Origin of the sequence: Fictibacillus sp. FJAT-27399 (assembly GCF_001510655.1) — a bacterium.
In the GTDB taxonomy this organism is placed as follows: Bacteria; Bacillota; Bacilli; order Bacillales; family Fictibacillaceae; genus Fictibacillus_C; species Fictibacillus_C marinisediminis.
In genome coordinates, this window is the sequence record NZ_LMVC01000002.1 from 1,314,666 (window position 1) to 1,333,138 (window position 18,473).

Sequence of the window (18,473 nt, forward strand, 5' to 3'; positions counted from 1 at the left end):
CCTTTTTATCTGTTAACTTTACCTTGGCTTTTTTAGTCTTTTAGGATTTTATATTTTATATTAGTGGTTTTTAATTTAACGTTTAACGGAGTTTTTATTCTTAGTTATTTTTTTATAAGACTACACAACCCTATAATTTCCACACCGTAATTAAATTATATTTGAATTCTACTAAATATGTACTATAAAACATATATTCAATTTCCAAAAGACCATAACTTATTTTACAATAAATGCTAACTTATTTAAAATAGTAGAAGAATTGCCATATATAATGCTATATCACATATTATAAAAATAAAGGACGGTAATGTAATGAATTTGAGTAATCCTGTTGCAGAGGACAAAAATGAAAATAAAATTAAACCTTCTGGTTTCTGGACATTTTTCTGTAACCCCCAAAAATGGGCTGTTGACGATTTCTTAGCGTCAAATAAAGTTGAAGATACATTTTCAATAACTAGTTGGCAAAAAGACTGGTTTAAAAAAGGACAATTAGGTGTTATTAGAGTTGGTCACGACTATAGAAACAAAGAACAACTAAACGGTAAACCAAAGCTAAAGCGTGGTATATATGCAGTAGTTGAAGTTACTGGTAAACCGATTTATTCATCAGAAAGAGACGAACATTATTACGAAGAAAGCGATCAAGAAAATTACCGAGTACCTGTTAGATACATAAGAAACTTATTAAATAGCCCTGTATTACTTGAGGATTTAAACTTAAAAGAAAATGACTACGATAAGTATTTAGTTGAAGGCTTTCAAGCCTCCTCAATGCCCCTAAACCCACAAACGTTAAAAAAAATATCCATACTTGTAGATAGTGCAAAAAATACAAACCCTATTCCTCTTAAAGTCGGAAGTGAACTTGCACGAAAAGACATTTACAGGGTTTACAATGTACCAGAAGAAAAACAAGGTGGTAATTGGAACACTGGGTACACTACCTTCAATGATGACGTTTTTATATTTGCCAATATTAACTCTGCTGGACGAACTGGACATGACTATGACAATAAATTTATTGGTGATAACTTTCAGTGGTTTGGCAAGAATCACCATTCACTAGCTACACCAACTATTCAAGCTATGTTAAATCCGAAAGGAAACATTTATATTTTCACACGTGAGGACAGTAGTAATCCTAACTTTGTGTATCAAGGTAACGGTAGAGTAAAAGAATATAAGGATACTAAACCAGTAAAAATTATATGGGAATTTAATGATGAAAATGAAGAATACCCTAATAAAACTACTGCGGAAGTAGATAACCCAGAAAAATATACAGAAGGTTCTACTAAACAAGTATCTGTTAACGTATATGAACGTAACCCAGTAGCTAGAAAGAAGTGTATTGAACATTATGGGTGTAGTTGTGTAGTTTGTGATTTTAATTTTGAAAGAACATATGGCGATCTTGGCAAGGACTTTATACATGTTCACCACCTTAAAGAGTTACATACTATTGGTGAAAAATATGAAGTTGATCCTATTGCTGATTTAAGACCCGTATGCCCGAATTGTCATGCTATGCTTCACAAAAGAAAGCCTGCCTACTCTATTGAGTTCTTAAAAAATCTATTAAAAGGAGAGGTCATAAGTGAATTATAAAAACGACTTTAAAGTACACAATGAGTGGGATAGAAAAATCCTAAAATCAAGTGAAGGTAAGAACAGATATTATAGGGTTTTCGTGGGTGACGTTACTTGGAACGACGGTATTGAGAGGCTAGCTTGTATTGTGTTCATTCAACATGGTAATTCTGAAGATTGGAAAACAGCTTGTAAAAATAGAGAAATTGTTTTTGATAATCCTGCACATATTTTATTTCAAGACTATGAAATGGTTGATAAAGCCTGTAAAGATTTGATAGCACGTTATTCTAAATAAGAGGAAAAGCGAAACATGATAAATTTGATTATCAATAACTTTATAAATGATCTAAATAGCACATTATTAAGAGATCATAATAAGTTAACATGTAATGATATACGTAACAACTACATTTATCTTACTGATAACTTTAAAAAGTATTTCGGTAGTAAAAGTAACTTTTCTGGTTTTACCGAGTTACTGCTTCTAAAAATTATAGAAGGGTGGCTTTTATCAAATAGTTACCTTAAAGTCTCTTCTGGGGGAACTTTAAATGGTAAAAGAACATACTTTGATAAGTATGGAAATGAGAAGATTAAAACACAACAATCGGATATCAAAGTAATGAATGGAAACACCATTGAATATTACTTTTCAGTAAAAGCAATTAAAATACCTCAAAAGGTAAAAGTAGACGTTGGTGACTTAAATAGTAATATTGTGGCTAATTACTTTCAAGGCAGTTTGGATAAAGATACTGAAATACCTTTAGCATTACAGGACTTTAACCGAATAGAGAATGTACGACATAGTGAACATGATAACTTTAAAGCTGTTACTATTTTTTATTCTAAACCCAACGGTACAAATATAGATTTACTAAATAAGATTAAAAAAAATTACAGCTGGTACGATTATATTTGTCTAAATGATAATGACTTTGCTGATAGAATCTTCATAAACTTGTTAAAAGAAAAATTGAATGTCTATTAGTAAGAAAAAAGGGTGTCCGTTTAGGATACCCTTCTATAGTTCTTCTTCAATCAACAATCTTAACTTATGCTTTTTCATAAAGTCAGCTATAAAAATTTCACCGAATTTTTCAATATAGTAATAATATTTATCCATTTTTGTTTTATCCAAATCATATTCTAATAACGCCTTATGGATAATCTCATGCCTCATATTTATCATTCCACTTAACACACTTGCAATAGTTTCTTCATTCTCGTTATAAATAGTTTCTTCATTCTCGTTATATTTAATTCTTTTACTTAATACATCATATAAGTCAAAATTCAAATATTTTGTATATCCTCTATTAGCAGATTTAAAGTTTTGAAAAGAATAATCCTCTAATTCAATGTCTATAATAGACTTTTCACCTGAAAGTATTTCTTTCACGATTGAATATGGTAATTTATCTTTCTTACGAAAAATTTCATCTACTGCTTCATCATTTGTTTCTAAGTATCTCATAAAAAATAATTTTAAAAATGTTTCAAGAACAGAAACAAAAAATGGTAACAATGTGTTGTTGCGTAATAACTGTTTATTACTTATGGAAAAACCTCTCGCTAATTCTCCCTCAATTTCTTTTAGATCTACTTCTTCAATCAGTAACTTTGCTTTACGTAGATTCTCTTTAAAATGTAAATAGGCTAGACCACAGGCAATTTCGGTTCTCGATAAGTTTGGCCAATCATTCTCAAAGAAACCGTATTCATTTTCATCAGGATCAAATATTTCACCACCGTATTTTTCTTGAATTTTCCCAAGAACTTTCATTTGCATTTCAATATCCCCATAACTTCTACCAGCATAAGTCTTTGTTTGAAGTACTGTATTAAACACTTTGTAAACCTCTGGTTCATCACTAATAAATACTTCTACATCATATCCAAAACTAAACCAACAACCTCTTGTGGAAACATAGTCACTGTTAAACCAAAAATAATCATCATAGCCTTCATGTTTCTTGAATCCTAGATTACAAATAATTTGTTCTATATCATCTTTATCAATATATTCATCTACTAATAAACTTAATTCAATACTCATATACCCACCACATTCACCTTTAAGATTGTTGAGACATTAGTCATATTATTTTAAAATCAACTCCCTAAACCAGTCATTTAATTTCTCGTTATTATCATCTCTATAAAGCTGACTTACTTTTTCTTCACTAAGAATATAAACATAAAGGGATCTTAAATAATCATCAAATTTGCTTGACATTTCTTCTAATTTTTCAATATCTCTATATTTTTTATTTAATTTATCACCATGCACTGTTGATGACCTTACTGCATATGCATTTTTAATAAAAGTAAATATTTCTAACCGTTCCTCATAAGTTCCACCTAATATCCTTGCCATTCTTTCGGCAATTTTATGAGTGATTTCATCTTTATCAGTGGATAAAAAAGTCTCTAGTAATGTACAGTACATACCAATTTTACTTGGTAAATGTGTTTGTGTTCTAGTTGATTGTAGAAAATAATTAAACCGTTCAATTCTATTTGATAGAGTATTTACTACCATTGCCATTTGATCTGGTTCTTTTATTATATGTTGATTATTTAAACCTTTTATTGATTCAGCTAACCTCTTTAATTCTTCATATGTAAAAATTATCTGTTCATTTTTACACTTTGAATTAAAGAAAATAGGGGTTCTCATATTAGATGTCATTGAATGAGGTGTACCATCGGAGTTTTTTATATATAAAAATCCTTGTTGAACTGTCACACTATTATCTTTTGCTAACCACAAAAAATTTGAAAATGTTTGTGCCATCTTAAGATAATAATCTAAAAGGTCTAATCTAGCTTCTCCATTGTCAATATCAATTTCAAGTTGTTCCGTATTCCCCTGATAATATAAAAATGGTTTATCATATAATTCATCAACTTCGAGTTTACCAGCTAGTGTCATAAAAAAATCATCAATAAAAGTATCTAGCCTCTCTTTGCTGTTTGACAGTCTAATTCCTTCAATAACTTCAAGACCTTTGTTCATTACTCTTTGAACTTTTAGATTATAAATACTTGCTACAAAATAAAACTTCACTAAGTGTCACTCTCCACTATTTTGATTCATTAAAGTTTTCAATTGATCCTTACTTAACCAAGGTCTTTTTCTATGTAACATTCTATGACAGTTTGAACAAACAATAGCTATATCCTCTATCTTAGTTACTTGACCGTCTTCTAATTCTGATACCGGTATAGTGTGATGACCCTCTATAAAATCCTCACCAATTTCACCATAAGTTTTATAAAAGTCAAAACCGCAAATTTCACAAAAAATACGACCATTATTTTCTTGCTTAAATTTTTCCTTTGCCAACCTAATAACCTGTGGATTACGTTCCCTAAATATATGTTGTCTTAACTTCTTCTTTCCTTCAACAAACCCTATATCATCCTCAGTTAATTCTACACTATATCCATCAGGTTCAAAATTTCTTAAACCCCAATATCCCTTCCCCTTACCATCAATAGAATAGAATAATTGATACTCTCCTAAAATAAAACGATTTATTTTTCAACTAATACTTTCTTTTCCAGTACCCTAATTACTTTTTCTCTTAGAGGCATTTCATTAAAAACAGAATATGACCAATTAGCATTTTGTAACTTTTTTTGTTTCTCAAAGAACTGCTGTAATGATTCACCAGTTTTTGCTTTAGGCATTTTATCTAGTATTTGCTGTTTAGAGGCTAACCTTTTACTAGCAATTAGAATTTCTTGACTACATTCATTTACCTTCATAAAATGAATATCCAGCTTTTCTTTTTCTTCTTCCCACTTGTCTTTTTCTGCGGATCTAAAATATGTATAGTCTATATGGTGCAATGAATGGCACATATGACACAATAAAGATAAACCAGTTAGTATTATTGTTGTATTATCTTCGTCAAAATCCCATTCCTCATGAACGTGTAGTTGTGTAAGATCATTAGGTGAAAAAACACAAGCAGAACAACATTCATTATTCATTTCTAAAACAATGGTTCTTACCTTTCCCCACAAGGATTGTCCAATTAGTGTTCTTACTGATTTATGCTGGACATATTTTGGCATACGTCTTTCTATCTTTAGTTTCAATCCATCTAAAACAGGCATATAAGATTCTAGGTCTTTTATTTTAGGGGGCCTTCTTTTATAAATAACATAGTTTAATTCTTTTAAATCCTTTTTTAATGTTGTTTCTGTAACCTCTAATTTTGAGGCTACAATAGGTGTATCTGTTTCAGGAATAACCCCAAAACTATCGCTTGACATATAGTTTTCTTTTAAATATTGGATACGTTCACTTTTCATTTTAAGGTTTCCTTTCCTCTATCCTTATAATTCCATTCTAAATGTTTTTGAAAAAATTGGCGAAAAAATTTTTTTGAGGAATTGGGAAAATGAAAAAGCAAAATCACTAAGTACCCCTTCAAAAAAGTTTTGAAAATATGGTGTATATTTTGCAAGTATCAGACGAGGGGATTTGGTAGGGAGGCTTCCCATAGGCTGGGGCATACCCCATTACCTTGCCTTATAGCTATACTGGTCCTACTATTCCACTGTGGATATATAGCCTCTTCCCTTGTTTCTTTTCTTCATTCGTTTCTTTCCGTTCTTTCATTAGTTCATTGTTGTCGCTGTCTGTCCGTTCGCTTCGTCCTTGCCTTGCCTTGTCTTGTGCTGTTGTATTTGCATTGTGCCTTGCCTGTCGCTGTTGCTATGTCTTAATATTACCTACTGTCTATCGTACTGTATGACTGTACTGTGGGCTGTGTTAGGGTATTTACGTGACGTACCTATTTACACCCTGTTTTTATCTCTTCTCTATTGATTGGCACTTTTGATTGTGGGCTATCCCTTGTTCTTAGTGGGTTAACAAGGGGCAATCATTAGTGATGAGTTTTGATTGAATCATTTTCTTACACCCTTTAATAATACGTTTACTAAAATTACCATTATAGATTTTTTGATCTAAAACGTAGTTATATATATAAAACTTTTAAAGGGGAGAAAATTGTATGAGTAAATATGCTGATAAGGTAGATTTTTGGAGACAAAAAGGTTTTGATGTTGTAGAAAAGCGGGGGTGGGTTAGAAAAATTCGTAGTTTAGCCAGGGAAAGATTAAGTCAACAAGATTATATTGATTGTATGAAGCAAGTCGGATGGGAAAGCATTATTTAATTTATCCTTTAATGAAAAAAACAAGGGTTTTTATGCCCTTGTTTTTAAATATAATTTTAGTAATCAACTTTTCCTGATCCACCGCACTTCTTGCAAGGACCGTCAGTATCAAAATCATGTCCTGTACCATCACACCATTAACAAGTTTCAGTTGCCATATTTTCACCCTCTTTATTTTGAAATTTTTTCCTATCTTTAAAATTCTACCGATTTCCTTATAATCCTTTCTAAAAAAAGAAAGGTTCACAAAAATAAATGTAACATAATAGATAAAAAGTTACATTCATTTCACTGTAAATGCTGGACATAAAGGAAATTAGTGATAAACTGAGATAAAACAAAAATATGTTACATTCAAAATACTGATTTTATTGATGTTGAAAGAGGTTATAAAAATGAGTAGCAAAAAAGAAGAAATCAAAGATGTACAGCCTATTAGATCACTGGAACAATTAAATGATATGAAATGGTCACTAAAAAAATGGTGTGGTGAACGTGACTACATAATGTTTCTTATAGGTATCAATACTGGATTAAGGGTAAGTGACTTACTGAAATTAAAGATCAGTGACATTAAGGGGAAAAAGAAACTAGCTGTTAAAGAGGGAAAAACAGAAAAGCCTCGCACTATCCACCTTACGAATATATACAAGGAACTAAATGATTATATAGGGACATTAGAAGGCACTGAATGGCTGTTCCCATCTCGTAAGGGTGATAAGCCTATAAGTAGAATACAAACGTACAGACAGCTTAATAAAGCGTCTGAAATGGTTGATATTCCTGACGGTATTGGAACTCATACAATGCGTAAAACTTTTGGTTATTGGTACTATAAACAAACCAAAGATATAGCAACATTACAAACCATTCTTAACCACTCCCACCCTGAGATCACTTTACGATATATCGGGATTACTGACGAAGAAATTGAAAACAGCTTATCTAATTTCGTATTATGAGGCAACACTTTAGGCAAAGAAAAGGGCTACACTATAACCAGTGTTAGCCTCTTTTTTATATACAACTTTATTTCACTAACAATAGATCAGCTTTAAAAGGTGACATTGTGCATAGCTGTTTTAATGCCAAATGATTAGCTTGTTGACCGTAAAGCAAAAACACTAAAAACCTTTACACCAATAGGATTAGGCAAATAAATATTTCTGAGGGGCTGTATGTACAACTGGCAAGGAAGCGTTATCAATGCCCAATAAAGCATAAATACGAAATAGTATTTTCTCTTAGTTAAATGCAATTTTTTACAGGGAAAATAAATAATAAAAGCTATTAAGGATAATCTTAACAGCTTTCAGCTTTTTCTATTTTCTTAAATGAATTTGTAGTTTACCACTGAATAATTCTTTAGCACTGTACTTAGTAGTTATGTCACTAATATCACCTATGTTAACTGTAATAGGTTCATCAGTTTCAATGCTAGTAATAACAAATCTATATTCGTTTTGGTTTTCAAAATATTTATCTTTCCAAAAGAAAATTTCATTGTTATTTTTTCTATATGATCCCAACCGTTTTGTATTATTTACTGTATAGTCATCATAATTAACTTTGGACATTACATAACCATAGCCCTTTTCAGAAAACGCTTTTTCTACTCTTTCTATAAAGTTCTTAGGGTCTATTATTGCAAGTTGATCTCCAAACTCATTTATCATTTTTTCAACTTCTTCGTCATTAAAATTCATTTCCGTTATGTAGAACTCGTCTGTCTCTTCGACCATTGATAAATTATCACTAGTTAGTGCGAAAATACAGAAAACTGGTTTCTTCTCATCACCATCAATTCGTAAGTTCATACTTTCACTAGTTCCTGTAAAAGCTAACTCACCAGTTTCTTGGTCATACATTTTAAATTCAATTTCCGAGAAAACTTGAGACGCTTCTAGTTTGTCACCTTGTCCCCTGTCACCTGTTTTCTTTTCTTGGTCGATATAGTGTTGAAGGTTATTCATATAAAGGTTACCCTCAATAAGGCTATCAATATATGGACTGAACTTAAAAAATGCAATTATTGAATCCTCATACTTTGATACTTCTGACATCTTCATTTTAGTTTTCATTTAGCTACGCCTCCCTTTTACTTCATAATTCGTCACAGTCCACCATACTTCCTTCTTTTTCCATTGTGATTAACAAACATTAAAAAGCCTTATATATCAAGGGTTCACAGGATTTAATAATCACAAGTAAAATCACAGATTGAAGGACTTTCAATTTGTGACTAACAAATTACTAAAAATCTTCACAGGGTCTAAGCACTAACTTTTTTATGAATGTGACTAAATTGCGAACGTAATAAATCCAGTAATATCAATGGTTACAGCGTTTTGTAATAAATTACTATAAAATATTTACTGTGGTGACCAGTAAAACCCCTATTCGTCAAAGAGGTATATAATAAAGAGATAAAGATAATAAAACTTTAACTAAACTCTATAACAGTAATAAAGATAAAAGATATGGCTTCGCCAGTTCGGTGATAAATCACCTCACCAATACTAATAACTATTCTAATAATAGCTATGATAGTGACAAAAAAGATAAGTTAATCTGTTTAATAGAGTTGTCGAGTTTACGAGACAAGCGTAAGCAATAAGAACTTAATTACTTTAATCCTTTTCATGAATAATTCTATCCAGCAAAATAGCTGGTGTGACAATTGAATATATCCTAACCTAAACCAGTTAACAGTAATAGCAAGGTAACAGCACTTTTCCCTAATGGTCTTTAAAGATCGTTAGGGATTCTTTTTTTGTCCATTATTAGCAATAAAAAAACTGTCAGGGGCTAACCTAACAGTCTGCAATTTCATCATACACCCTTTTTGAAAATACTTTATATTAAGAGGTTTTATCAGGTGATTATGTCATCCAGGCCGCTCCCAAACTGACAGCGGATGCTGCCGGACTCCCGGTCAGCGAAGTCATTCATGCCAGCATTCCTCTTGTGGCGGTTATGGGAGTTGTGACGACATTAGCTGCTTTCTACTTTTTAAAACGCGACTTAAAATCCGGAAAATTAACAGCAGCTACTGGACTTTCAACCGCAGCCGAGCCAAAAGAACTGCCTCAGAGCCAAATAAACCTTCTTTCTGAGGGCCAAAAACGCTTGTTTGCTTTGCTGATTCCTCTGTTGTTTGCTCTTGATGTTGCCGCCATGTACATCCTTAAACTTCAAGGCGGCGATGCGACCGCACTGATCGGTGGAACTTCCGTGTTCATTCTTCTGCTCATCACCATGGCGAGCCACAAAAATGAAGGGCTTGAAAAAACAACAAGCTACCTGATTGAAGGCTTTCAGTTCGGTTTTAAAGTATTTGGCCCGGTCATTCCGATCGCTGCCTTCTTTTACCTGGGAGATGCCGGTTTTATAAAAATCATCGGTGATTTTCTGCCAAAACACTCTCACGGCATTGTCAACGACTTAGGCGTCTCTCTTGCTTCTGTTGTGCCATTAAGCAAGGAGGTTGGTGCCGTTACACTAACCGTAGTGGGTGCTATCACCGGTCTCGACGGCTCTGGTTTTTCTGGTATATCGCTTGCTGGTTCAATTGCCGCTTTGTTTGCTCACTCCATTGGAGCAGGAGCAGCTGTGCTTACTGCTTTAGGGCAGATTGCAGCCATTTGGGTAGGTGGCGGCACCTTGATTCCGTGGGCGCTGATTCCTGCTGCGGCTATTTGCGGAGTAGATCCTTTTGAACTGGCCAGGAGAAATCTTTTGCCGGTTGTCATCGGTCTCGTTGTAACGACCATTGTTGCGATGTTTATCATCTGATCCGCATGGAGAAACTCACACATGGAACCGTGTGAGTTTTTCTTTTTTTCTGACTAATACCCTTTGATTTCCCTTTTTGTCTTATATCCGTTATAATGCGCACCAAGGATGTTTTGAAAGGAGTGGAATGATGAAAAAAATCATTTCGGTACTAATGGTGTGTTTACTTGCCGTAGCATTAACGGCTTGTGGATCAAATGATAAAGAGAAAAAGGCTTCGGACAACAACGATAAAGCGAAAACGTCCCAAGCTCAGAAAAAGCAAGAAAAACAAATGAAAGAAATGCAGAAAAAACTTGAAGCTCAAAAAGTAGGAAATAAAAAAGTTGTTGCGACAGTAAACAATGAGAAAATCAAAGGCAAAGACTACAACCAGGCTCTTTCCTCCTCCCAAATGCAGATGCAGCAGATGGGACAAGACCCTTCTTCTAAAGAAGCGGCAAAACAGATAAAGAAACAAACGATTGAAAGCTTGATCGGACAGTCGCTGATCATGCAGGATGCCAAGAAAAAAGGCTATAAAGCATCCTCAGCTGAAGTAAATGCTCAGCTTGAAAAAACAAAAAAACAATATAAAGGCGAGAAAAATTTTACCGCCGCTCTCAAACAGGCTAACCTTTCTGAATCTCAGTTAAAAGCTCAGATCGCGGAAGGCATTACTTCTCAAAAATATATTGATAAAGAAGTACCTGCCGATACAGTAACTGATAAAGAAATTCAGGATTACTACAACCAGTATGCCAAGCAGGGAACAGGCAAAGGCCAAAAGCCTCCAAAACTGGAAGAAGTAAAACCGCAGATTAAGCAGCAGCTCGAACAGCAAAAGAAACAGGAAAAACTGATGAGCCACGTAAAATCTCTTAAGAAAAACGCAAAAATTGATATTAAAATCTAATACGGTTTGAGAAGGGGTGACTTGAATTGAGTCACTCCTTTTTTTGAGGAATGATTCGGTTGAAACCGGTCAAATCCTGTCGTGTTTAACCTGTTCGATAATAATATTGGGATTTCGATAATAAATCCGTTCCTTTCAATAATAAATTTGCATTTTCGATCATATATTTCTAAATTCGATAATAAAATTTCCCAAAGCATAAACGGCCCTCAAAAGAACTTCTATAGTGAACAAAACAAGGTGTGCTGAAATAAGATAACGAACAAAACAGCATGAATATATTAAGCGAACTGCAATTTAGCTGTATTTACACCTTTGCACAGCATCTACTTTCTCCAAAAAGCCTCTCTAACTAAATTTTTTTATATTTAAAAACAACTTATCCGCCCACCCTACATATAGTTTAAAAGACAAGCTAATGGAGGTGGAATGTTTGAAAGTGCTGTATGTTCCAAGGAAATGGATACTTGCCTTTATTTTATGTATTGGTATCGGGCTCGGCACATGGTACGTTGTAAAGCCGGAAGCGGTCCAGACAGCTGGTTCTCCAGCGGCATCAAAAAGAATTGTGATCAACATGGTCACTGGGGAATTTAAGTCCAAGCTTGATAATGGCAAGGAAATCGAAGCTTACCGCTGGGACCCCGGAACCATCCATATCCCTCACAATCAGCCTGTAACTTTAAGCATCTATGGAGTGAATGGCAAAGAACATCCGTTTTATATTGAGGGAACGAATGTTAAAGGAAATGTCGTTAAAGGGAAAGAAACGGTTCTGCACCTGCGTTTTAAAAAAGAAGGCATTTACCGTCTGATCTGCAAGACACATGCCGATATCTCCCACAACGGTCCCATGATCGCCTATCTTGTTGTTGATTAGCAAACATAAAAAAGGGGCTGTCCTGAAAGTCGAATATTGACCTTCAGGCAGCTCCTTTGACGTGAAAAATCTTCAATGAAAAGTTGATTGGAGTGCAAGGTGCGAGACTCCTGCGGGACTAGCGTGACAGTTGAGACTCCCGCAGGCACTTGCGCCAAAAAGTAGGCGTTCACGCCGGTGAGACTCACCGCACGCCCCGCGGAAAGCGAGCAGCCTGAAGCGGAGATCAACAGCTACCAGACTTCTTGGACAGCCCCTTTTTTATTTAGGATAGCTTATTGATTGTGGATGATAGTTACGGCATACACTAATAGGAGGTCAAAGAATTTTATTTGAGATATTCCTTACTCTCCTCTTTAAAACTTGTTTCCCTCTCTGGCGAGCAGTAAGAATTAATGACAGATTCAGATTATGATTTTGCAGAAGCAGGTTAGCCATATTCTTGATAGACTAACTCATTTATAACGTAACTTTGAAATTTATATTTGTTTAAAACCATTCATTTATTTACAAAATATGTTTTTAAATCCTTTTTATTACACTATAGTTTAAGGGTGAGTGTCTTGAATTGAAGGGGGAATGGATGTGGGCGGTCGTAAGGGGATGAATTACAAGGCGTTGCTCTCTTATCTGGTTGTAGCTCTATTTATCGGTTATATCGTTATTCAGTACATTGTGTACGGGCCCAAACAGTCGGGAATCGTATCAGGAAAACTTGAGGATTCTGGATTTCCCTACAGCCAGTGGCAGGTTTTTTTCTTTATCCATATAGCAACCGGCGCTATCGCTTTAGCAGCTGGACCTTTTCAATTTTTAAAAGCGAGCCGAAAGAAGACTTCTATCCACAGAATCATAGGAAGAATTTATGTGTCTTCCATTTTTCTCAGTGTCCCTGCCGGTATTTACCTGGCGTTTTATGCCACCGGCGGCATAGGATCGACGATTGGTTTCTTATGCCTTGATGCCGCCTGGTTCATTACTGCCTTTGTTGGATTGAAAAGGATTAGGGAACGGAAGATCGACAGCCACCAGGAATGGATGATTCGCAGCTATGCAGTTACCCTCGTTTTTATCACGTTCCGGATTTTTCTGCCCCTACTTACGGTCGTTGCAGGTGCTGGCTTCCCTCTTGCCTTTCCACTTGCTGTTTTTCTTGCTATGTTGATGAATCTTTGGCTGGCGGAGTGGTATGTGAGAAGAAAGAGATCGGCATCAGTGAACACCAGATTTTCTGTGTAATATAAAAGGAGAAAAAATGATTCCATTTTTTCTCCTTGTTTCTTTCATAGATGTTCTTTATAAAGTTGGTTCACAGCTGCATAATAGTGGTTTGCTTGTTTATATAAAAATTTATTAGAGTAGTATGTGGCAAGTTCCTCGTATAGTTCAATAAGATGAAGACGATCTTGAATTTTCTCCAAAAAAGGAAGAGCCTTTTCTTCAATAAATTTCTGATATTCTTCAGTATGATCAAGCTCATAAACTTTATATTCAAGTGTCTTTAAGCGGATATACCCCGTTGTTATATTCTCCTCATCTGTCACATTCAACCCTTTGCTAATCCATTGCTTCGCTTCCTTCATTTCGTTTTTCATATAATAATTAAAGGCAATGAGACAGATTGTAGTTGCCGTGTTTATGCCCCTTCTCTTTTTCAGGCATTCTTTTAGTACATTCAGCGATTCGCCGTATTTGCCAGCTTGAAAGTAAGAGTAGCCCATGTTGTGAAGGATGTTTGGCAGCATCCTTTTTAAGGCTGGATTGAAATTTGCCGCGTTTAATGCTGTAACATAATGAGACCTTGCAGTATCAAAATCTTTAAGACGGCTATAGTTAATTCCTAAAAAAATATGACAATCAATACTCCTTGCATAGTTGGCTTCAGCATTAAATGCATCAAGTGCAGTCTTTGCATATAAAAGCGATTGCGAAAAATAGCCAAGTTTGTTGGTGATGCTTGTCAATTGGTAGATAATTTCATGATCCTTAACCCCAAGTGTTCTTGCCAGTCCATAAGCTCTTTTATAATAAACTAAAGCAGTTTTATAGTTATCAAGTAAAAATTCATAAAGACCTGTAAATTGAAAAATGTAAAACTCAATTTCTTCTGTATACATCTTTTTCATATCTGTCAACTGTACCAGCAATTCTTTCGCTTTACTCATTTCCTCTATATAAATATAATAGCGAACTAAAATTACTTGGAACAAATTAATGAGATCCGGATCATCCACATTATTCATTTGAATTTGCAGTTCCTCGTATTTCCTGTGGGCATCTTCAGCATTCCTATACTTTATATCTTCATACCAATCATGGATCTCTTTTTTCAAATTATTAATGAACTCTCCACTCACGTAAGAGGTTTCGATGTCTAACCGATCACATAATAACTGTAAGATTTCAGGGCTTGCCGTAATGCTGTTGTTTTCAATTTTACTTAAGTATGAAACCGAACAGATACCTTCGCAGGCAGCCTTTTGGGTTAAGCCTTTTTTAATTCTGTAAAAATAGATTTTTTTGCCGTCAATCACGTGCTGCCTCCCCCTCATATCATTAAAGACAGAAAATATTTCTCTGCTAAAGATTCTACCATATGTTTCCCTATCAACATATATACGAAAGAGAGTTTAGGAAAGAAGGAGGTGTAGTACAGGGAAAAAATAGGATAAGAGAAATAAAATAATAGGATGAGGGAGTATTAAAAAACAGGGGCAAACCGCTACATTCTGTCCGTGCAATGAATAGAAAGCAGCTTTTGATAACAGTTTAATAGTTCATTCAGTTCATTTCCTCGGCTGATGGTTTCCTGATTATGAAACCCCTTTTCCATTGCTGAATGAATCACTTCAGTTCTCTTATTTTCTATTAACTCTAGTAATTCCCTGTTTAAGGCTGGACTCATGCCGTTCACTCCTGATTGATTAAGATCTTTCTAACCCCCATCATAAATCAAAAAATAATCCAATAGTAGCAAAAACCGTGGTTTCCAGGTTGAGAAATATTATATAAAACAAGCCATTCTCTAGGTCATTTGGCGGGAAGTTTCTCAACCTTCTACGAAAAAGAAAAAACAGCGGCTCTTTTTGGAGCCACTGAGGTTATCCTTCGTATACATAAAGGGCTTGGTTTTGATTAGGTCCAAACTGGAGATTGTTCTTTTCTTCATTCGAACTCCATTCACTCGATGGAACCTTTTCACATTTTTTCTTAATCCAGTCAGTTACTTCCTGACTTCCGCGGCCCATTTGATGACCGCATCTCCTCTCGCATGGTCCATCCCACCTGAGATGGCCACCTGATGGCCGAAATTCCTGGAGAACTCAATCAGCTTCACACGGTGATCCTGCTGTCTGATCTTCAGCAGCTGTTCTGCGGTCGCATCCCGGCTTCCGTCATTCACAAAGAGAAGCTCATAAGGCCTTCCTGTGGAATCCATGACCGATTTCAGCCAGTGGTACGTATGTTCAATGACCTCTTCTTCATTGAATGCCGGAATAACAACCGAAAACATACCGCTCATCTTTCTTTCCATTATTCATCTCATCCTCTCCTGTCCAACATTTTGGTCAAGCAACCTTACAGCCAGTTTAGAAGGAGAAGCTTAACTCTTCCTTAAGATTGATAAAAGAAAAAACCAGATTCCAAAGCACAGAATCTGGTTTCGCTTATGTTTCATAGATGATTTGCCCGGTAAGATGCAGATCATAGCCTTTCAGCTGGCTTAACTGGGATTTAAAATCCGAAGAGGACAAAGTGTTCATTACATGATGAAGCAAATGTTTATTTTCATTTGTTTTTAAAATAACAAGATCATATTGTTCTTGAATCATCGGTATAAAATCAACTTCTGCCATCTTTGCCACGTTCTCAATGCCTATGCCTGCATCAGCTTGTCCGCTGGCCACCGCTGAGGCGACAGATAGATGATTGGTTACCTCTGTTTCATAGCCTTTAACGTTTACATGTGAAATTTGATGAAGCCGCAATTGCTCATCAAGCAGCACCCGCGCACCCGAACCTTTTTCCCGGTTGACGATAGTAACAACGGGCTTGGCCAAATCCCTCCAAGTTTTGATTTGAAGAGGATTTCCCTTCCTCACATAGATTCCTGCATTCCGGCAAACTAAGTTAATCAGCGCAAAAGGCTGGCTGACCAGCATCCGTTTTACATAAGGCACATTGTATTGCGCGGTCTCTCCATCGTACAGATGGACACTGACAAGATCACACTCTCCATGATACATCGACATTAAACTATTCAAGCTTCCCATATACAGCCTTAAAGGAGGTGTTCTTAATTTAGGCTCCAAGTGCTTGCTGAGCAAGTCAAGCACGATATCCTGGCCGCTGATTACTGTTTGATGCGAATGAAGCGCAGGTACTGCATTCTCGGAATAAGATTTTACCGTTCTGCTCCCTGCTTTATACGCCACAAGATCTTCATGGTCAATCCTCATTTGCCTTCCGACCCTGAAAGCCGAAATCTCACCTTTTTTAATAAGATCATAAATAGTCAGCTTAGAAACTTTTAACAACGCGGATACTTCCTCGATCGTGTATGATACTGGTTTATCCATACAATCCCTCCACTCCCAAGTGTAACTTTTTTTATCGAAAAAGTATTCTTTTATTCTGATTAACCGCATTTATTATAACTAGTTATATCTAGTTATAATCAGTTATAATAAATATGTATTGAATATTGGTAATTGGAGGAGTCTTCTCATGAAAAAAACAGTAAGCCTGCTTCTGCTTCTTTTTTTGTTCACGACAATTACGGCTTGTACGGGCCAATCGGACAAGGATCAGGCTTCAAAAGAAAAACAAACAATCGACTTAACGATTTCTGCTGCCGCCAGTCTAAAGGATGCTCTTACAGACCTTCAGCATACATACGAGAAAAAGCATCCCGACGTGAACCTGCACTTCAATTTTGGCGCTTCAGGTACCTTGCAGCAGCAAATCTCGCAAGGAGCACCTGTTGATCTGTTTTTCTCTGCAGCTCAGGACAAGTTTGAAGCCCTTGTAAAGGATGGAAGTATTGAAAAGAAAGATGGGACAGATTTAGTAGGAAACGATTTAGTCCTGATTGTTCCAAAAGGGTCTGACTCCGGGATAAAGTCGTTCAGTGATTTAACGAACAACTCTGTTAAAAAGGTCTCCATTGGGACGCCTGAAGCCGTGCCCGCCGGCCAATATGCCCTGGAATCTTTTAAAAACATGAAGGTATGGAGAGAAGTAAAACCAAAGCTGGTCTATGCAAAGGATGTGCGTCAAGTTCTTTCCTATGTTGAAACAGGAAATGTCGATGCCGGGGTCGTTTATAGAACAGATGCACTGGTTTCAAAAAAAGTAAAGATAGCTGCTTCCGCTGATCCTGAATCTCACTCTCCAATCGTTTACCCATTAGGAGTCATCAAAGACTCAAAACATAAAGCAGAGGCACAAAAATTCTATACATTTCTTAAGAGCGATTCGTCCGTAAAGACTCTTGAAAAATACGGATTTAAAAAGATCAATTAAGAAAAGGCAGATCCTCTCACCGGTGGGTCTGCCTTTTGCCTTTCCTTAATAATATATTTTTGGCCTGCGTATGCGTAAAAAACATTCATAAAGAATTAGCCTTCTCCATACATATAGTATGCATTACACATTCCTACCTTGGGACAGGAGCTGAGGGATTGAACGTTAAAGTGATCAACCGCAAACTCGCTGTACATGAGGTCAATATTGTGGGTGTCAGCATCTCCTCCATCTTATTGATCGGTGACGCTGAATCCATCTCAACCGGTTCGGCCTTCGATACCCCGCCTACCTCACTCGTTGTTGGTCCTTTATTGACTCCGGTTCAGGGTACGCTTCAAACGAAACCACCTGCCCCTGCTACTCCCGCGCAGGCTGGGGCATCTGTGCCGTTAACACCTGCCGCACCGGGTGCACCAGCTGCTCCTTCAGGCAGAGGAGGACCCGCATCGTAATGGAAGAGGTAAAGGGGCTGTCCAAGAAGTCTGTAAGCTGTTGATTTCCGTTCCAGGCTGCTCGCTTTCCGCGGGGCGTGCGGTGAGCCTTACCGGCGTGAACGCCTACTTTTTGGTGCAAG

Annotated in this window: 20 protein-coding genes and 1 pseudogene; 11 read left to right on the plus strand and 10 right to left on the minus strand. The window is 36.0% G+C overall.

The window, feature by feature from the left end; all coding sequences use genetic code 11:
* The first annotated feature begins 315 nt into the window (after positions 1–315).
* Genes AR335_RS24935 through AR335_RS11670 form a run of 3 tightly spaced genes read left to right on the plus strand, consistent with a single transcriptional unit; the run spans position 316 to position 2,590 of the window.
* A complete protein-coding gene (locus AR335_RS24935) occupies positions 316–1,614 on the plus strand; it encodes an HNH endonuclease (RefSeq protein ID WP_234293253.1) in 1,299 nt (432 codons plus the stop codon).
* Positions 1,604–1,894 (plus strand): hypothetical protein, encoded by a 291-nt coding sequence (locus tag AR335_RS11665; protein WP_062235715.1) that lies wholly within the window; start codon positions 1,604–1,606, stop codon positions 1,892–1,894. Before AR335_RS24935 ends, AR335_RS11665 begins: the two co-directional genes overlap by 11 nt.
* Before the next feature lie 15 nt (positions 1,895–1,909).
* Positions 1,910–2,590, plus strand: a complete 681-nt coding sequence (locus AR335_RS11670; protein WP_062235718.1) for a hypothetical protein — start codon at positions 1,910–1,912, stop codon at positions 2,588–2,590.
* A 33-nt stretch (positions 2,591–2,623) separates the two neighbouring features.
* Here the strand turns inward: AR335_RS11670 and AR335_RS11675 are convergent, their stop codons facing one another.
* The 4 genes from AR335_RS11675 to AR335_RS11690 form a co-directional block, all read right to left on the minus strand.
* The gene (locus tag AR335_RS11675) at positions 2,624–3,658 is read right to left on the minus strand and encodes a hypothetical protein (RefSeq protein WP_062235721.1); all 1,035 of its coding nucleotides are present in this window, start codon (positions 3,656–3,658) and stop codon (positions 2,624–2,626) included.
* A gap of 45 nt (positions 3,659–3,703) precedes the next feature.
* The gene (locus tag AR335_RS11680) at positions 3,704–4,672 is read right to left on the minus strand and encodes a HEPN domain-containing protein (RefSeq protein WP_062235726.1); all 969 of its coding nucleotides are present in this window, start codon (positions 4,670–4,672) and stop codon (positions 3,704–3,706) included.
* Between the two features lie 6 nt (positions 4,673–4,678).
* Positions 4,679–4,951, minus strand: coding sequence for an HNH endonuclease (locus tag AR335_RS24940; protein ID WP_234293255.1), 273 nt, complete (start codon positions 4,949–4,951; stop codon positions 4,679–4,681).
* 191 nt (positions 4,952–5,142) lie between these two features.
* Positions 5,143–5,928: a hypothetical protein gene (locus AR335_RS11690; protein WP_062235733.1), complete on the minus strand. Its 786-nt coding sequence runs from the start codon at positions 5,926–5,928 to the stop codon at positions 5,143–5,145.
* Positions 5,929–6,635: 707 nt separating this feature from the next.
* Between AR335_RS11690 and AR335_RS23985 the strand changes: the two genes are divergently transcribed.
* Together AR335_RS23985 and AR335_RS11700 are read left to right on the plus strand one after the other, a co-directional pair.
* Complete coding sequence (locus tag AR335_RS23985; protein ID WP_156418942.1) at positions 6,636–6,800, plus strand: hypothetical protein; 165 nt, start codon at positions 6,636–6,638, stop codon at positions 6,798–6,800.
* Positions 6,801–7,195: 395 nt separating this feature from the next.
* Positions 7,196–7,762, plus strand: coding sequence for a site-specific integrase (locus tag AR335_RS11700; RefSeq protein WP_062235739.1), 567 nt, complete (start codon positions 7,196–7,198; stop codon positions 7,760–7,762).
* A gap of 360 nt (positions 7,763–8,122) precedes the next feature.
* Here AR335_RS11700 and AR335_RS11705 read toward each other — a convergent pair whose 3' ends face one another.
* Positions 8,123–8,881: a hypothetical protein gene (locus tag AR335_RS11705; protein WP_062235742.1), complete on the minus strand. Its 759-nt coding sequence runs from the start codon at positions 8,879–8,881 to the stop codon at positions 8,123–8,125.
* 790 nt (positions 8,882–9,671) lie between these two features.
* Here AR335_RS11705 and AR335_RS11710 point away from each other — a divergent pair.
* The 3 genes and pseudogenes from AR335_RS11710 to AR335_RS11725 form a co-directional block, all read left to right on the plus strand.
* Positions 9,672–10,595 (plus strand): annotated as a pseudogene (locus AR335_RS11710) (hypothetical protein); the annotation flags it as partial.
* Positions 10,596–10,725: 130 nt separating this feature from the next.
* Positions 10,726–11,490: a SurA N-terminal domain-containing protein gene (locus AR335_RS11715; RefSeq protein WP_062235746.1), complete on the plus strand. Its 765-nt coding sequence runs from the start codon at positions 10,726–10,728 to the stop codon at positions 11,488–11,490.
* A gap of 439 nt (positions 11,491–11,929) precedes the next feature.
* Positions 11,930–12,370, plus strand: coding sequence for a cupredoxin domain-containing protein (locus AR335_RS11725; RefSeq protein ID WP_369795830.1), 441 nt, complete (start codon positions 11,930–11,932; stop codon positions 12,368–12,370).
* Here AR335_RS11725 and AR335_RS23990 read toward each other — a convergent pair.
* Positions 12,367–12,600 carry a hypothetical protein gene (locus AR335_RS23990; RefSeq protein ID WP_156418943.1) on the minus strand — a complete coding sequence of 78 codons (234 nt, stop codon included), beginning with the start codon at positions 12,598–12,600 and terminating at the stop codon, positions 12,367–12,369. The two genes, AR335_RS11725 and AR335_RS23990, sit on opposite strands and share 4 nt — an antisense overlap.
* Before the next feature lie 355 nt (positions 12,601–12,955).
* On the opposite strand from AR335_RS23990, the gene AR335_RS11730 reads away from it, so the two are divergent.
* Positions 12,956–13,609, plus strand: coding sequence for a DUF2306 domain-containing protein (locus tag AR335_RS11730; protein ID WP_062235756.1), 654 nt, complete (start codon positions 12,956–12,958; stop codon positions 13,607–13,609).
* 44 nt (positions 13,610–13,653) lie between these two features.
* Here the strand turns inward: AR335_RS11730 and AR335_RS11735 are convergent, their stop codons facing one another.
* The 4 genes from AR335_RS11735 to AR335_RS11750 form a co-directional block, all read right to left on the minus strand.
* On the minus strand, positions 13,654–14,904 hold the full coding sequence (locus AR335_RS11735; RefSeq protein WP_062235760.1) for a helix-turn-helix transcriptional regulator: 1,251 nt from the start codon (positions 14,902–14,904) through the stop codon (positions 13,654–13,656).
* A 188-nt stretch (positions 14,905–15,092) separates the two neighbouring features.
* A complete protein-coding gene (locus AR335_RS11740) occupies positions 15,093–15,275 on the minus strand; it encodes an aspartyl-phosphate phosphatase Spo0E family protein (RefSeq protein WP_062235764.1) in 183 nt (60 codons plus the stop codon).
* 318 nt (positions 15,276–15,593) lie between these two features.
* Positions 15,594–15,905 (minus strand): glycosyltransferase, encoded by a 312-nt coding sequence (locus tag AR335_RS11745; protein WP_062235766.1) that lies wholly within the window; start codon positions 15,903–15,905, stop codon positions 15,594–15,596.
* Positions 15,906–16,038: 133 nt separating this feature from the next.
* Positions 16,039–16,950, minus strand: a complete 912-nt coding sequence (locus AR335_RS11750) for a helix-turn-helix transcriptional regulator (RefSeq protein WP_062235769.1) — start codon at positions 16,948–16,950, stop codon at positions 16,039–16,041.
* Positions 16,951–17,098: 148 nt separating this feature from the next.
* Here AR335_RS11750 and modA point away from each other — a divergent pair, with 148 nt between their 5' ends.
* Both modA and AR335_RS25505 read left to right on the plus strand, forming a co-directional pair.
* Positions 17,099–17,896 carry a molybdate ABC transporter substrate-binding protein gene (gene modA, locus AR335_RS11755; protein WP_062235772.1) on the plus strand — a complete coding sequence of 266 codons (798 nt, stop codon included), beginning with the start codon at positions 17,099–17,101 and terminating at the stop codon, positions 17,894–17,896.
* Positions 17,897–18,054: 158 nt separating this feature from the next.
* Entirely contained in the window at positions 18,055–18,351 is a 297-nt protein-coding gene (locus AR335_RS25505; protein WP_062235774.1) for a hypothetical protein, read from the plus strand.
* The last annotated feature ends 122 nt before the right edge of the window (positions 18,352–18,473 follow it).

Bases quoted from the DNA above. Each gene is read 5' to 3' on its own strand.
- AR335_RS24935 (WP_234293253.1), top strand. From the start codon at position 316: ATGAATTTGAGTAATCCTGTTGCAGAGGACAAAAATGAAAATAAAATT.
- AR335_RS11670 (WP_062235718.1), top strand. From the start codon at position 1,910: ATGATAAATTTGATTATCAATAACTTTATAAATGATCTAAATAGCACA.
- AR335_RS11675 (WP_062235721.1), bottom strand. From the start codon at position 3,658: ATGAGTATTGAATTAAGTTTATTAGTAGATGAATATATTGATAAAGAT.
- AR335_RS11690 (WP_062235733.1), bottom strand. From the start codon at position 5,928: ATGAAAAGTGAACGTATCCAATATTTAAAAGAAAACTATATGTCAAGC.
- AR335_RS23985 (WP_156418942.1), top strand. From the start codon at position 6,636: ATGAGTAAATATGCTGATAAGGTAGATTTTTGGAGACAAAAAGGTTTT.
- AR335_RS11700 (WP_062235739.1), top strand. From the start codon at position 7,196: ATGAGTAGCAAAAAAGAAGAAATCAAAGATGTACAGCCTATTAGATCA.
- AR335_RS11705 (WP_062235742.1), bottom strand. From the start codon at position 8,881: ATGAAAACTAAAATGAAGATGTCAGAAGTATCAAAGTATGAGGATTCA.
- AR335_RS11715 (WP_062235746.1), top strand. From the start codon at position 10,726: ATGAAAAAAATCATTTCGGTACTAATGGTGTGTTTACTTGCCGTAGCA.
- AR335_RS11740 (WP_062235764.1), bottom strand. From the start codon at position 15,275: ATGAGTCCAGCCTTAAACAGGGAATTACTAGAGTTAATAGAAAATAAG.
- AR335_RS11745 (WP_062235766.1), bottom strand. From the start codon at position 15,905: ATGGAAAGAAAGATGAGCGGTATGTTTTCGGTTGTTATTCCGGCATTC.
- AR335_RS11750 (WP_062235769.1), bottom strand. From the start codon at position 16,950: ATGGATAAACCAGTATCATACACGATCGAGGAAGTATCCGCGTTGTTA.
- modA (WP_062235772.1), top strand. From the start codon at position 17,099: ATGAAAAAAACAGTAAGCCTGCTTCTGCTTCTTTTTTTGTTCACGACA.